Genomic DNA, 15601 nt, shown 5'->3' on the forward strand with positions numbered 1-15601 from the left:
TTTCGTCAAATATTTTCAGAACAACCGTAAAGCACCATTTACTGATATTTCGGTTTTTTTCTCAATGATCAAAGATGCCTAATTTTAGGAAATACCAAAATGTCTAAGTTTTAGATAAACTTATTTTTATTTGAAAAAAAATGATAAAAATAGGCGGTTTAGCTTTTACATTTAAAGTTTTATGAAATAGCAAAACCTGCATTATACTACGCACATTCTTTCATTTCCCTATCTCCTATGACCACCGATAACTCAGGTTTAGTGCAAGCACGTGCGCTTGCGCTGTTACCGCTTATTGTTTTTTTAGCCATTTTCTTAGGCAGTGGTATTTACCATTCTGTGATTGGAACCGAGTTTGCGTTCTATCAAATGAAAGCGCCTGTTGCGGCCATTCCTGCCATTATCTTGGCGGTGTTGATTTACCGCGGTGAGCTGAATCAAGGCATCGAAACCTTTCTGCGCGGTGCAAGTCACCCGAACCTCATCTTAATGTTTATGGTGTTCATGCTGGCAGGTGCATTTGCCAGTACCACCAACGCCATTGGTAGTGTTGAAGCCACAGTACAAATGGGCTTGTCTGCAATTCCACCCGCCTTTGTGTTACCGATGCTATTTATTATTTCAGCGTTCATTGCAACAGCAATGGGCACCTCGATGGGCACCATTGCGGCCTGTGCACCGATTGCCTTTGGTTTCTCTCAAGCCACCGATATTGCTGCTGTCTATGCCATAGGTGCGGTCGTGGGCGGTGCGATGTTTGGTGATAACCTATCGATGATTTCGGATACCACCATTGCAGCCACCACCAGTCAAAAAGTTCAACTTCGAGACAAGTTTCGCGTCAATGTCTGGATTGCAGTACCTGCGGCTTTAATCACAATCGCGATTTATGTCTTTAGTATTCACCAAACCGAAACCGTTCAGTCGAATGACTTTAATCCTTGGCTAGTATTACCCTATGTGGTGGTATTTTTCCTCGCATTCAGTCGTTTACACGTGCTTGCGGTACTTACAGTCGGTGTAGTGCTCTCTGGGGTGATGGGACTGATTACACAGCCAGAATTTACGGTCATTCAACTCAACACAGCCATCTATGATGGTTTTGTCGGTATGTTTGAAGTCGCTTTACTGTCGATGTTCTTGGGCGGTCTTTCGACCATTATGCAAAAAGAAGGTGGTCTCGACTGGCTTATTCAACGCATTTACAGCCTCACCCGTTTATTTAAAGTGGGTCGTGAGCGCGCAGGTGAAATCGGATTGAGCTTTTTGGTGGTTTTCTCCAACATTTTTGTGGCCAACAATACTGTAGCGATTATTTTATCGGGAGATATGGCACGTGAAGTCGCGAAAGAATATGGCGTAGACCCCAAACGTGCAGCCGCTTTGCTCGACATCTTTTCATGTGTTGTACAAGGGCTTATTCCCTATGGTGCACAGCTTCTATTGGCCTGCTCAATTGCAAAGCTTTCGCCAGTTGAACTCATCGGCAGCATTTACTACTGTTGGATACTGGCAATTTTTGCCATCCTTGCGATTGCATTCCGTTTTCCACGACTGAAATCAGTCTGATCATTGCATACATTTCAGCGCCTCCCCAAAGGCGCTTTTTTTATGCCAGCTGTTATTTCAGTTGTCGTTTCAACTGTAATAATGTCTGTCCACTGTGCTGTTTATAGGCACGCGCTAAAGCAGACTGTCCCGAATAGCCGAGTTGTAAGGCGATTTCAGTTAAACTCAAACCTTGTTGTAAGAGATATTCACATCGTTTCATGCGCTCTGACTCAAGTACCCGCTTAAATGAACTATCCCAGTCTTGCAACTGGCGTTGTAAGGTCCGCGTTGACAGGTGTAATTCATTAGCAATCTGTTCAATTTTAGGAGCTTCCGCATGTGCTTTAAGATAATCAGCCACGGCGCTATGAATCTGTTGTAATACGCTCTCATAACGAGGCTTGAGGGCAATTGCTACCTCTGCTTGTTTCAGTAAAAGCTGCGTTAAGGAAGGATCAGCAAAACCCGATTTTAAAGTCAAACTGTCCACACTCATCACATAGGCATAGCAGGCTTGATTAAAGCTCACTTCACAACCATAAAATTTTAGATAATGATACTGTGCCATCTGGGCTGGATGCGCCATTTGGATTTTTAAGATTTGTAATTGATCGGGGAAAATTTTCTTGGCCAAATGCACAATAGATGCCATGGTCATTTCATTCAGTGAAGCATATTTCTCATTGAGAAAAGGCCAAGTCAGCCAAATTTCATTGCCCCTTTGCTGCATCTGCATGGGACTAACTTCTGCACCATCAATCACCAAACGACTAAAACGCATCACATAACTCAGTGCTTCAGCCACGCTATTACTGCGTGTGGCCATATAGCCCAAAACACCAAAATGCTCAGGTTGAATAAATTTTGCCATCTCCATAATCAACTGAGGACAATCCAATTGCTCTCGCGTCAGTTGTAAAATCGTTTGAAAGAACGAAAATGGTGATTGGGTATCGATTGGCAGTTGTAATACATGCTCTAATTCATACTGATATTGCGCTAAAAAACCGAGTTGATGAAAATCAATTCCTTGCTCTATGAGATACATATTCCAGAGCTGAAAATAACCATTGGGGATTTGTAACTCTTGCATGATAGCCCACCCACTATTTGACATGCGATATTTTCACATTGGCGTAAAATGTATAAAAAATGGCAATATCTGTCAAAACAAACTGCATTTTCTCCGACATACTGCAATCATCCAAGGCAAATGAAGTAAAACAAAATGAATGCCATTGTTACAACCCCTGTTGAACCGATTGTGCGAACTCAACTTAATTTTAAGCTCGATGAAGTGCCCCGTTTTTGGTTTGGCGGCGACCCATTCCTTACGCGCATGTTCGATGCACTCAGCCTCACTTTCCCCGATGGAGAACGCTATTTTATTCAAAGCGTGCGTTTGTTTCGGGACCAAATTACAGACCCAAGCTTAGCGGCTCGTGTAAGCGATTTTATTAAGCAGGAAGCACAGCATGGCATTGCCCATGACAAAATGAATCAGGTCATGCGAGAACAAGGCATGCCTGTCGATCAGTTTATTCAGCGTTTAAATAAAATCTTCAAGTTCGAATTAAGCAAACGCTCGCCGCAATACAACATTGCCATGACGGCTGCGGCAGAACATTTAACCGCACTGATGGCCGAAACTTTTTATAGCCATAAAGCCACGTTGGCTGAGGCCCACCCCTATGTACGTGCTTTATTTGCATGGCATGCAATTGAAGAAATGGAACACCGCGATGTCGCGTTTGATGTGATGAAACAAGTCGGACATGTGCCTGAAGCGACGCGTCTATTTGCATTGGCCTTTACCACGGTGATGATGTTTGGTTTCACCACCTATCGTGCAGATGTCATGCTCAAACATGATGGCTTTAACCGTATTCAGCGCTTGCAAATGATGCGTAAAGGGCTGCCATGGTTCTTTGGGGAAAAAGGGATACTGTCTCGGATGCGTGGTCAATATCTCGATTGGTTTAAGAAAGACTTTCATCCCAATCAACATCCTGTGATTGCTCAGTATAAAGTTTGGATCGACACCCTAGCAGAAAGTCATGATCCGATTTTAGCGGGTGAAGCTTTTTGGCAAGCTGGGAAATAATTCAGTAAGCGCAACAAATATACACTTTGGATGAGTTTAGGTATCATACGCCATCTTAAAACATGGGTATATGAAGTTGAATTTGTATGTCCGATTACATCCGAAGTTAAAAATGTCGTTTAAATTCAAACTCCGCGTTCTTGGTTATTTGATCATGGTCAATGCAGTGATCTCGATGCTTATTGCTTGCAGATATTTCCTGTATTTATCTGAGTTTCCAACAGATTTATTGGGATTCAGTTTCTTATTTACTGGAACATTCTCGCACATGACTGTGCTTGCTTCATTGATTGGCTTGATCTTGATTCCGAGCTTATTTCTACCCAATACGCTACGTCATATTACGCAAGCAAGTATTGCTAGCTTGGCACTCATTGCACTGATCATAGATACCTTTGTTTACGCACAGTACCGTTTCCATATCAATACCGTCATGCTGGAACTGGTGATGTCAGGTCAGGTTGTGAGTTTCTCAATCTCAACATGGCTGATGGTCATTGCTGCGATTGCCTGTATTTTTGCAGCACAATTTTACTTGATCCGATTCTTAGAGAAAAAATTACCCACTTTTTCATGGAGCATTGGTAAAAAGTTTACAGGCTTAGTGTTTGTTGCTTTACTTTTAAGTAATGGTATTCACGTTTGGGCTGCAGCACATGTGTATCAACCTGTAACCATGACACAACGCTATTTACCGATGTTTTATCCGATGACCTCGAATAAAACCATGAAAAAGTACGGCTGGATTGATGAAGAAGCCTTAGAAAAACAAAAGGCTATGTCTTTAGAACGTAAAAGTGACCTGAATTATCCGCTGACGCCGATTGTTGGAGAAGCTCCAAAGCAACCCACCAATATTATGTTTATCGTGATTGATTCTTGGCGTGCAGACACATTTAATGCAGACAACTCACCAAACTTGTGGAATTATGCGCAGAACGGAAAGATTTTTAATCAACACTATTCAACAGGAAATGCCACACGCACAGGTATTTTTGGGATGTTCTATGGTATTCCTGGTACTTACTGGCATGGCATGATTGTGAACCGCCAAAGTCCAGTATTTATTGACCGTTTGCAAGCACTGAATTATCAACTGGGTTTATTTGCTGCTGCCAAATTAACCAACCCTGAATTCCATGAAACCGCGTTTTCAAAAGTGCCAAATTTACGTATTGGTTCTTCTGGCAAAGTGGCAGGTGGTCTTGATGAAGAATTAACGCAAGATTGGTTAAAATGGTATGAAAAAAGAGATCGAAACAAACCAACCTTTTCATTTTTATTTTATGACTCTCCACACGGATACAGCTTTCCTAAAGACTATCCACACCAGTACAAACCAATGCTGGATGAAGTCAATTATCTCAAGTTAAGTAATGATTCTGATCGTTCATTAATGATGAATCGTTATAAAACTAGTGTGCACTACGTCGACAGCATTGTGAAACAAGTTTTAGATAAACTCAAAGAAACAGGTGATGCAGAGAACACGTTGGTCATCATTACTGGCGACCACGGGCAAGAAGTGAATGATAATCTTCAAAACTTCTGGGGACATAATGGTAACTTTACCGACCCTCAAGTCAAAGTTCCCTTTGCAATCATTGGTCCGAAGATACAAACTGATGCGCTATGGAATAACCACGTTTTAACTAGCCATCAAGATATTGTTCCTACACTCATGAAAAACTATTTGGGTGTAACCACAAAAATTCACGACTATTCAGTGGGTGAAGATTTGTTGGGACCACAAATTCAACGTGATTGGATTTTAACCTCAAGCTATAGTAAATATGGCATTGTTACCCCTAAAAACATCTTAGAAGTGGGGGCTGTTGGGCAGTTCGAAATCTTAGATAAAAAGAATCAGCCAATGTCAGATCAAGAGCCAAACTATGCTCATGTTCAAGCAGCATTGGAGCAAATTAGTCGTTTTAATAAATAAAGGCAAAAGAAAAACCGGCATGATGCCGGTTTTTTATCACAGGTCTTTTACCACTTTGCATAGTGCTGTTCGAGCAATCCATATTCATTTAGCAATACAATCTCTTGATCACCCTGCTGAATCGTACCGCTAATCTTGGCTTGCCATTGACTAAACTGACTGCCCACAAGACGCAAATTTAGGTTTTCAAAACGGCGCCAACCCGTGGTCACAGTTAAATTTAAGCGTTCATCTAACGAGCGAATGCTCCAACGCCCTTCTTCTTCCATTTGGAATAGAACATCACTCACGGTATAGAGCTTTCCATTCATCCACAGACAGTTTTCATTGCCAAAACTTTCATTCACACCAGAGGCTAAGTTCAGACCAATACGCTTACCCTGTGCATCCCAAAAACTACAAGAGAGCCAAAACCAAGCTGTTTCCGGTCGGAGGAAGCCACAGGTGTCATCTAGCGCAGCCAAGGTCCGCTCATTAAACTGAATGATCTGCCCCGCTTTATTGGTAAAAAAACCCTCACACGCTAAGGTGGTCAGTTTATGGGTATAAGTCCAACCATTAATCCCTGTTGGACTACACATACTCAATGGATCAGTGCCTGCGCAGAAAATTCGGGCACTCAGCTTAATCTCACCATACTTGGTGACTTGAACATAGCGCACCCCATTGGCATGCTGAATTTCAATTTGAAACGGTGAATTTGCAAACACACTCTGGTTATACAAAGGCTGTTCATCTAAAACGGTTTTACGCGCCAGAAAATTCACGGCGTTCCATTCAAGTACTTCATTTTTAAGATGATCGTAAATATAAACGAAACCGTGTCCAGCCCAAGCAATATCAGCAATCGCTAAACCAATGGTGTAGTGTTCATGTTGAATGCTACAAAACTTAAATTTCTTATATTTTAGCTTTTTCCGCCAGCCAGTGAGCACTTCACCATATGGGGTTTTATACTGATACTTATTTAAATCAATGGTTTTTGGAAGTTCGCTAAACCGACCATAATGTGGTTGTCCGTTGGACTGAATCAAATCCATTGATGCTTTATCCTTAAGCAAAAGTTAATTAATATCCCTAAGCATATTATGCCTATAATTTTAAAGGTGAAAAGTATTTAGTTTGTTTTTTCATCAAATTGTTCGCTAAACCTACTCTCTTTCGTTTGAAGACACCACTTAAAAATTAAGAATGATCCAAACTTAATTTAACATCAGATATGTATTTTCCCAGATGTTTGCATCAAACTCAGCTTCAACCAAAGCCACATAACGTCCATGTATGCAATCAATCGCAATACAGTCATCGACGTCTAAAACACGATCTGTATGTTGCTTTTTCCACTTTTGATCAAAATGTTGTTTGCCAAGTTGTTTGGCTTCCGCTGCATGTGGAGCAACAACGAGTACATAACGATGCAACTCCCCAAATTCACGTGTGTCATAGCCACCTAAATTTATGAGCCACAATTTTTCATCTGTGACTTGAGGCTGAGCATCACTAAACTGTATTTGGTATTTTTTCCCTCGACTTTCAACACCATTTAGCCGTGCCCAAGCATCTATATGTAAGCCTTTTTGTTCACCAAACCATGCATGTTTAAGTTGCGGGTAACTGTCTTCTAAACTGTCAGCGACAGCAAACACAACATCATGGACTTCGGTATTGGCACGTGCATGACGACCACCTAGCATAACCATAAATAGGTTGGGCATTCTATTTCCTTTAAATTGATGAAGTTACTTTTCTTCTAAATGCTTCAATATCAAAGCTTTCTTTAGCATAAATTGCCGCCCCCTCAATTCCTCTAAAAATAGTAGCGGCATTGATTGAATAAACTGAACAATATTGTAAAAGTTCAGCAGCATATTTTTGGGGTAAAGAAATTTTTAATAATGCTTGTATCTTTTTATCAGCAACCAGCTCATTTAATAATTTAAGCTGTTTAATTCTTTTAGGTTTCTGTTCAAAAGTTAATGCTGTTCCTCTAACCAAGTTTTGACGAACTAAAGTAAAACAACCCAGTTGAGAAGATATATTTTGATTAGCACTTTTAGGAACTTCAATAATTTCAAAGTTTTTTTCAGTACCATTGCTCAGTAAATTTTCCTTTTCGGTATCAAATATCCAAACCGACAATAGATCATCAAATGATGGTTGTTTGATAGCTTGAGAAGCAGCGAAGTAACATGCAACCAACGGACTTTTTGTCCAATCTAAAAACTCTGTCCATACACCATAATGCTGGGCAAAAGCGATTAACTCATACAATTCAGCATGCGGCCATGCCTTAGTTTTAAAGACAACTGCACTATCGAACTCGTTAAAATGATTATCTCTTAAAGCTTTGGAATCGAAAGGAATTTTTGATGAATTTAAATCACAGCCGTTTATAAATTCCTTTAAACGTACCCAATACATAAAACAAAGTCCATCAAATGTGTTTGATAAAATTTGGTCTGCAGGTGAATGTCGGAATAAACTAGGCTCTAATTCCCAATTTGAATCTGCTTGACCGCGATAAATAAATTTACCATTCACACTTTCTAAGTATTGATTGATATTTTTTTTGTCTGGTCTAATGAGTTCAATAAATTCATCCACATTTTCTAAAATGATTTCTTTAAAACCAAATCCCTCCTTAATTTCCATATCCTCTCCATCAATTAATCAACAAAAATAAAGCCCCAAAAGGAGCTTTATTCAATAGTCATTGTGAATTACATCTCAACCATTTCTACGCCATCAATACGTGCCACAGTCATCAAATCTTTATCACCACGACCTGAAACCGTCGCAATAATAATTTGATCCTTAGACATCGTTGGCGCAAGTTTAGTGACATAAGCCATCGCATGAGAACTTTCCAATGCCGGAATAATCCCTTCAATATGAGTCAAATCACGGAAACCTTGTAAAGCTTCATTGTCATTGATTGGCACATATTCAACACGATGCATATCTTTTAAGAAACTATGCTCAGGGCCTACACCTGGATAATCTAAACCTGCTGAAATCGAATGGGTTTCAATGATTTGACCTTGTTCATCCGACATCAAATAAGTACGGTTACCATGCAATACACCAACATGACCAGCATTTAACGGTGCAGAATGTTTACCTGTTTCAATACCATAACCCGCAGCTTCAACGCCATACATTTTCACATCTGGGTCATTTAAGAATGGATAGAACAAGCCCATTGCATTTGAACCACCGCCTACACATGCAACGAGTGCATCAGGTAAACGCCCTGCTTGTTCTTGAATTTGCTTGCGTGCTTCACGACCAATAATCGATTGGAAGTCACGAACCAATTGTGGATATGGGTGTGGGCCTGCAACCGTACCAATCACATAGTAAGTTGAATCCACATTCGTGACCCAGTCACGCATTGCTTCGTTCATGGCATCTTTCAATGTTTTAGAACCGCTTTCCACAGGTACAACGGTCGCACCGAGTAAACGCATACGGTACACGTTCATGGCTTGACGTTTCACGTCTTCAGCACCCATGAATACCACACATTCAAGCCCTAAACGCGCTGCAATCGTAGCCGTTGCAACACCGTGCTGACCTGCGCCAGTTTCAGCAATAATTCGTTTTTTACCCGACAGTTTTGCCAATAAAGCCTGACCAATGGTGTTATTCACTTTATGCGAACCTGTATGATTCAGATCTTCACGTTTTAAGTAAATTTGAGCACCCCCCAACTCTTTCGACCATCGCTCAGCATAATATAAAGGACTAGGACGACCTACATAGTAGGCGAGGTCACGGTCGAATTCTGCCAGAAACTGCTCATCATCCTTCATACGGAAATAGAGCTTTTCTAAGTCTTCTAATGCTGCCATTAGAGTTTCTGACACAAAACGTCCGCCATGGATACCGAAATGCCCACGTTCATCTGGGTATTGGGTATAGTCAATCACATTACTTTGCTGATCCACGATGGACTCCTTGCATGAAGTTTTCTATAAGTTGTTGGTCTTTTATACCTTTAGCGGATTCGACGCCTCCGCTGACATCTACAGCATAAGCCCCAGTCGTCTTTATAGCGTCTTCAACATTAGTTGGGGTTAAACCACCAGCTAAAATTAAAGGAATATCCAGTTTGGGGAATTGTGACCAGTCAAAACTGTGTCCTGTTCCCCCTTTCAATTCGGGATGCCATGCATCTAAGAGCACTGCACTTGCCCCGGCCTGTTGGAAGCGTTGAACTTCTACAACCACATCCAGTTCAGGTTTCACCTGAATGGCTTTATACCAACGACGTCCTACTTGTGCCGCAATTGCCTGACAGTCTTCTGGTGTTTCATCACCATGAAACTGAATGATATCGAGTGCCACTTGTTTTAACACATCTACAATGTCAGCCGCAGTGGCATTCACAAAAAGTCCAACAGTTTGCACATAGGCAGGCACATATCGAATCAATTCTTTAGCTTGAGCTGCACTGACATGACGTGGACTAGGCGGAAAAAATACAAAACCAATCGCATCAGCCCCAGCATTGACCACAGCTTGAATATCTTGGCTACGGGTAATTCCACAAATTTTGGCACGGGTTCGCATAGGTTATGACTCTGGCTCAACCCTATTTATAGCTGATCTATAAATAACAGGGCAAATCATTGTAATGCAATTTTTTCACCTTGCGTAAAGTTCATCCTGAAAAAATCTTTACATAGATTGTTTAATTCGCATACAAACCTTATACTTCGCGCAAATGCAATAAGTCTAAGCACTATGCTTTAGGGAAGTTGGTGAGAATCCAACACTGCCCCCGCAACGGTAAAACGAAACGTATATCTTTATAAGTATTTGCACTTACATCACTGCACTCGTGTGGGAAGATGGATATACCAATATTGTTCGCAATATCTATATTTAAGTCCGGAGACCTGCTTGTTGCGCCATTTAACTCAATCATTCACGGGGGGTGAATGTATGGAGCAAGCATGTCAAATTTATTTCAGCCTACAGCTTTAGTGGGCGCAATCGCTATTGCGATGGGTTTCTCCGCAACAGCATCTGCACAAGACAGTGTTAATGCATCTTTAGACACATTGGTTGTAACAGCAACACGTTCTGAAGAAAAGATTAAAGACGTTCCTTCACGAATCTCTATTATTGAACCACAAATTTTAGACCAATCTCCTATAGCGGAATTACCACACTTACTTATGAGTGATGCTTCTATCGATATGATGCAATATGGTGGTTATGGCCAAGCAGCATCAATCTTTACTCGTGGAACAAACTCAACACACACCCTTGTGTTACGTGATGGTGTTCGTCTAAATACAGGCTCTGCTGGTGCAGCGTCACTTGCTTTTATTGATACTACTGATATTAAACAAATTGAACTATTAAAAGGCCCTGCTTCAGTACTTTATGGTACAGATGCAATTGGTGGTGTTGTTCAACTTATTTCGAAAACACCTGAGAAAACTAGTGCTTTTGTCACAGGTGAAATGGGTGAGCATAATACTTATAAGGCTGTTATCGGAGCGGATTTAGCCGAAGATGGATTTTATGCACAAATTCGGGGTCAACGCTTAGAATCTGACGGGACACAAGTAACAAATTTGAAAGATCCTAATATAAAAACAGGTAGCTATGACCAAAAAGGATTTAGTACAAAAATCGGTGTAGAAAAGCAACAATATGCCGCGTCTATAGATTACTCAGAGAATAATGGACAATCTCAATATATCACTGACAATGATACATACACTGGTGTCAAAAATGTCACTCAAGATTTTAAAAATGAGATTATCAATATTAAAGGCCGTGTAAATATCAATGATGATATTTCGGTGCATGCTCGTTTATCGCAATTCAAAGATGATCTTGAGCAAAATGAATCTCAAGATGCGATTTACAATACGACTAAAGAGGCTGAACTCTATAGCAAATGGCAATTTACTCCATCACAAAATATTTTAGTGGGCGTTGCACACAAGAATATTGAGTCTGATGTACTTTCTGGTAGCGCTCCATATGGTGTGGACTATCTAAAAGATGTTGCAAGTACAGGCTACTTTATTCAACATCAATACCAATCTGACAAACTACATACTCAAGCTGGGCTTCGTGTAGAAGATCATGAAACCTTTGGTACACATACTGTAGGTCAAGTAGCTGCACGTTATCAACTTTTACCTCAAACTAGTATTTACAGCAATATTGGTACAGCATTTAGAGCACCAACCAACAACGACTTATACGCATTAAATTGGGGCGGTAATCCTGATTTAAAACCTGAAGAAAGTATTTCATATGAAATTGGTTTAGATCAGATTATTACTGATCAATTTACATTTGGGCTATCAATATACCGTAATGAAGTTGATAACTTAATTACTTGGCAAAATGGGAAAAACTTCAATGTGAAAGAAGCCACTTTTACTGGTGGTGAACTAAATCTTAATTGGGCTAATGACGACCTATTTTGGGATTTAGGATATGCCTATGTGCAGCCTAAAGATAAAGCTACTGACACCGACCTTAATCGCCGTCCTCGTCAAAGTCTGACATTAACTACCGGTCTTCAAAATGAAGTATATGGTATCAGTACTTCACTTTCAGCCAAATCTAAACCTAAAAATGGATCTAATGTTTCAGGCTATGCAACTATCGACGTTAATGCATACTGGAACATCAATCAAAATGTAAAAGTATTTACCAACATTCAAAACATTGGCGATGTCGAATATAAAACAACTTCAGCATCTCAATGGGGTCAAGATATTTACTATATCAATGGTGGCCGTTTAGCCTCTGTAGGAGTCACTTTCCGTTATTAATTTAATGTAAAGACTTAAAAAACAATTTAAAACAGCGCAGTTTATGGATAATGTTTTGACCGACATTATCCTTTTTTCATTCTTTAAGCAGGACAAATTATGGGCCACCGTTTAAGTAAAATTTATACCCGTACTGGCGACTCAGGCACCACAGGTCTGGGCGATGGATCACGTGTGACTAAAGATGATCTAAGAATTACCGCACTCGGTGATGTCGATGAGCTAAATTCAACAATTGGTGTACTTCGTGCTCAAATTACTGCAAGCCAAATCACAGACAAAGCCACATGGGATAAAAGCTTAAGCCTGATTCAGCATTGGCTTTTCGACTTAGGCGGTGAAGTGTGTATTCCAAACTATCACTTGCTGCAACCAGTTTGTATTGAGTTTCTTGAACAAGAAATTGACCGCATGAATGAAGACTTACCCATGCTGAAAGAATTTATCTTACCTTCGGGTTCTTTAGCATGTAGCTATGCACATCAAGCACGAGCGGTATGTCGCCGAGCTGAACGTAGCTTAATGTCGGTGCACACTCGTGATCAAAATATTCAAAGCACCGCACTACAGTTGCTCAACCGCTTATCGGATTGGCTTTTTGTTGCATCGCGTGCTTTACAGCGTGCTGAAGGTGGCTCGGAAGTACTTTGGCAAAAAAATATCAATGAAACTATTTAAACAATTCTATGTATTTAGAACGAAATAGATTTTTTCAGAGTCTTCCTGTGATCAATTCACTGGAGGACTTTTTGATGTTACTTTTCTTTTGGGAAAAGCAATCAAAACCATTGTCCAAGCGTAAAACTCGCCCACAGCCATCTCTGATCGTGAATATCACAGAAGCATTTCATTCAAATTCAGTCCTACCTCAAACCATTACGAATCGCATTTACGCATATCTGATATTTCCACCTTAGAATCTATCCCAATCAGATATTTTTAGCGCTACAATCACGCAAAAGACGTATATAGATCAGGTTCAATATGAGAATCATCGGACATCGTGGTGCACGTGGCGAAGCCCCAGAAAATACACTCGGCGGTTTTCAATATATTCATGATCTGGGCATCCGTGCGGTCGAATTTGATGTTCGTCAGCTCAAAGACCATGAGCTGATCATTATGCATGATGACAACATGCTCCGAACCACAGGTAGTGACCAAGCACTCTACCCATTAAGCAGCACACAACTCGATGCCTATAACCAAGCACATATTTGGCTAGACTGGGAAAAGCAAAGTACCCCAACACTACGACAAGCACTCCAGATTATGCAGGACTTCGAACATCTTGAAGTTGAAGTCAAAGCCGTGCAAACACAAGCTGAAGCGGAACGACTGACACAACATCTCACACAGCAACTTAGAGGCTTTGAACACAGTGCGGTCATCACCAGTTTTGATCTTAAAATCCTACAAGCACTCCAAGATCAACACTCCCCATTTAAACGTGGCTTATTGATTGAAGACGATATTCAACATCTTGCGATTGAACAAGCGCTCAAATACGACTGTTGCCAAATCGGCTGGATGAACCAACTGGCAAGCGATGACTTGTTAAAAGCCACACAACAAGCGAATTTAGCCATTAGTGTTTGGACAGTGAATGACATCGAGCGCGCCAAACATTTACGTGACTGTGGCATTGATGGATTAATTACAGATTTTCCTAAAATGATGCTACAACATTTGATAGATGTGCATTGAACAGGCCACAGATTGACTTGAGTTTTACATGAGTAGTAGCAGTGAAAATGGTTATTTTTCATATTGATCGCTCTGCTACTATAAAGCCTAGAAAAGCTTCGGTAATTTCGATATCTAAACATTCGTATTCTGTTACTGTTTAGTACAATACATCTGTACAATAATGCTAGTGAACCAAGGTTCGCTCATGCTAATATGCTGTAGCTTAATCCATGCAAAAAGTAATGGATTGACCTTCCATTTATACCTCCCAAGGTTTCAGGAGTGCTGTTGGAGATGAATGCTCCCCTACCCAAAGCCCCATTTAACTGGGTTGCAATTTTTGCATTGGTTTTTCTTCCGATTGTGACTGTGATTGCAATTCCCTTATATGCCTTTCAGCATGATTTCAGCTTAGCCGCTTGGATCAGTATGTTTGTATTACTGGGTGTTAGTAGCTTAGGTATTACTGCTGGCTATCACCGCTTATGGGCACACCGTGCTTATGAAGCAAGCTTACCTTTAAAAATCATTTTGATGATTATGGGTACCTTTGCCGTGCAAAACAGTATTTTATTTTGGAGTTCAGGTCACCGTACCCACCACCGCCATGTCGATGATATCGAGAAAGATCCGTACTCGATTAACAATGGCTTTTGGTATGCGCACATGGGTTGGATGCTTCGTGACTATCCATCAGCAGAACCGGACTTTAAAAATGCACCCGATTTACTGAATGATAAATTGGTGATGTTCCAACACAAATACTATGTTCCTTTAGTGATCAGCGTCCACATGGGTATTTTATTACCAATTGGTTGGGCTGTAGGCGACTTATGGGGGGTGTTATTGTTGGGCGGATTAATGCGTTTAATCCTCAGCCACCACGTCACGTTCTTCATTAACTCTTTATGCCACATGTGGGGCAAACGCCCATATACAGACGAAAATACCGCACGTGACAACTTCTGGTTAGCCATTGCCACTTGGGGTGAGGGTTATCATAACTACCACCACATTTTCCAATACGACTATCGTAACGGTGTGAAATGGTGGCAATATGACCCAACCAAATGGTTGATTTGGTCATGCTCAAAACTCGGTTTAGCTAAAAACTTACGTCGTATTCCGAGTTTCAATATTAAAAAAGCTGAACTTGCGATGAAGTTTAAATACGCTGAACAAGACTTAGAAGTTCATGGTCTGAATGTCAGTGATGACATTAGTTCCGCGAAAGCTCGTATTGCACAAGAGTATGATGCTTTTACCCAAACCTTAAATGACTGGGCAAAATTGAAAGAACAAGAAATTCAAGCCAAGAAAACGGCTGTGGCAGAAAAAATCCATCAAATGGATGAGAAGCTCAAAATTGAGTTTCAGTTAGTCGAACAGCGTCTAGGTCATCACCGTCAAACCTTGACCACACTGATGCGCAGCATTAAAAAAGCCCCTGTTTCTCAGTAATTAATCTCTGATTCAGCATTTCAAAAGAAAGCTCCGCAA

General features: G+C 40.7%; 13 protein-coding genes and 1 riboswitch. Of the genes, 7 read left to right on the forward strand and 6 right to left on the reverse strand.

Annotated elements, in window-relative coordinates:
• Positions 1–237 precede the first annotated feature (237 nt).
• Complete coding sequence (locus MF4640_RS01470; protein WP_078388454.1) at positions 238–1569, forward strand: Na+/H+ antiporter NhaC family protein; 1332 nt, start codon at positions 238–240, stop codon at positions 1567–1569.
• A gap of 52 nt (positions 1570–1621) precedes the next feature.
• Here MF4640_RS01470 and MF4640_RS01475 read toward each other — a convergent pair whose 3' ends face one another.
• On the reverse strand, positions 1622–2644 hold the full coding sequence (locus MF4640_RS01475; RefSeq protein ID WP_078388455.1) for an AraC family transcriptional regulator: 1023 nt from the start codon (positions 2642–2644) through the stop codon (positions 1622–1624).
• Positions 2645–2779: 135 nt separating this feature from the next.
• Here MF4640_RS01475 and MF4640_RS01480 point away from each other — a divergent pair, with 135 nt between their 5' ends.
• Both MF4640_RS01480 and MF4640_RS01485 read left to right on the forward strand, forming a co-directional pair.
• On the forward strand, positions 2780–3655 hold the full coding sequence (locus MF4640_RS01480; RefSeq protein ID WP_078388456.1) for a metal-dependent hydrolase: 876 nt from the start codon (positions 2780–2782) through the stop codon (positions 3653–3655).
• Positions 3656–3767: 112 nt separating this feature from the next.
• Complete coding sequence (locus MF4640_RS01485; RefSeq protein WP_171263835.1) at positions 3768–5600, forward strand: DUF3413 domain-containing protein; 1833 nt, start codon at positions 3768–3770, stop codon at positions 5598–5600.
• Between the two features lie 47 nt (positions 5601–5647).
• Here the strand turns inward: MF4640_RS01485 and MF4640_RS01490 are convergent, their stop codons facing one another.
• The 5 genes from MF4640_RS01490 to MF4640_RS01510 form a co-directional block, all read right to left on the reverse strand.
• Positions 5648–6640 carry a DUF2804 domain-containing protein gene (locus MF4640_RS01490; protein WP_078388458.1) on the reverse strand — a complete coding sequence of 331 codons (993 nt, stop codon included), beginning with the start codon at positions 6638–6640 and terminating at the stop codon, positions 5648–5650.
• A gap of 162 nt (positions 6641–6802) precedes the next feature.
• Positions 6803–7315 (reverse strand): DUF1543 domain-containing protein, encoded by a 513-nt coding sequence (locus MF4640_RS01495; RefSeq protein ID WP_078388459.1) that lies wholly within the window; start codon positions 7313–7315, stop codon positions 6803–6805.
• Between the two features lie 10 nt (positions 7316–7325).
• Complete coding sequence (locus MF4640_RS01500) at positions 7326–8252, reverse strand: FRG domain-containing protein (protein ID WP_078388460.1); 927 nt, start codon at positions 8250–8252, stop codon at positions 7326–7328.
• A 68-nt stretch (positions 8253–8320) separates the two neighbouring features.
• The gene (gene trpB / locus MF4640_RS01505) at positions 8321–9550 is read right to left on the reverse strand and encodes a tryptophan synthase subunit beta (RefSeq protein ID WP_078388461.1); all 1230 of its coding nucleotides are present in this window, start codon (positions 9548–9550) and stop codon (positions 8321–8323) included.
• Positions 9534–10175 carry a phosphoribosylanthranilate isomerase gene (locus MF4640_RS01510; protein WP_078388462.1) on the reverse strand — a complete coding sequence of 214 codons (642 nt, stop codon included), beginning with the start codon at positions 10173–10175 and terminating at the stop codon, positions 9534–9536. Before MF4640_RS01510 ends, trpB begins: the two co-directional genes overlap by 17 nt.
• Positions 10176–10319: 144 nt before the next feature.
• A riboswitch (cobalamin riboswitch) is annotated at positions 10320–10527 on the forward strand.
• A 34-nt stretch (positions 10528–10561) separates the two neighbouring features.
• Here MF4640_RS01510 and MF4640_RS01515 point away from each other — a divergent pair.
• From MF4640_RS01515 to MF4640_RS01530, 4 genes are all read left to right on the forward strand, one after another.
• Positions 10562–12412 (forward strand): TonB-dependent receptor plug domain-containing protein, encoded by a 1851-nt coding sequence (locus MF4640_RS01515; RefSeq protein WP_078388463.1) that lies wholly within the window; start codon positions 10562–10564, stop codon positions 12410–12412.
• Positions 12413–12511: 99 nt separating this feature from the next.
• The gene (locus MF4640_RS01520; protein ID WP_078388464.1) at positions 12512–13090 is read left to right on the forward strand and encodes a cob(I)yrinic acid a,c-diamide adenosyltransferase; all 579 of its coding nucleotides are present in this window, start codon (positions 12512–12514) and stop codon (positions 13088–13090) included.
• Positions 13091–13396: 306 nt separating this feature from the next.
• Positions 13397–14119, forward strand: a complete 723-nt coding sequence (locus MF4640_RS01525) for a glycerophosphodiester phosphodiesterase (protein WP_078388465.1) — start codon at positions 13397–13399, stop codon at positions 14117–14119.
• Between the two features lie 276 nt (positions 14120–14395).
• Entirely contained in the window at positions 14396–15562 is a 1167-nt protein-coding gene (locus MF4640_RS01530; protein WP_078388466.1) for an acyl-CoA desaturase, read from the forward strand.
• Positions 15563–15601: the final 39 nt, after the last annotated feature.

The sequence above is a fragment of the Acinetobacter sp. MF4640 genome (assembly GCF_002018895.1).
Classification (GTDB): Bacteria; Pseudomonadota; Gammaproteobacteria; order Pseudomonadales; family Moraxellaceae; genus Acinetobacter; species Acinetobacter johnsonii.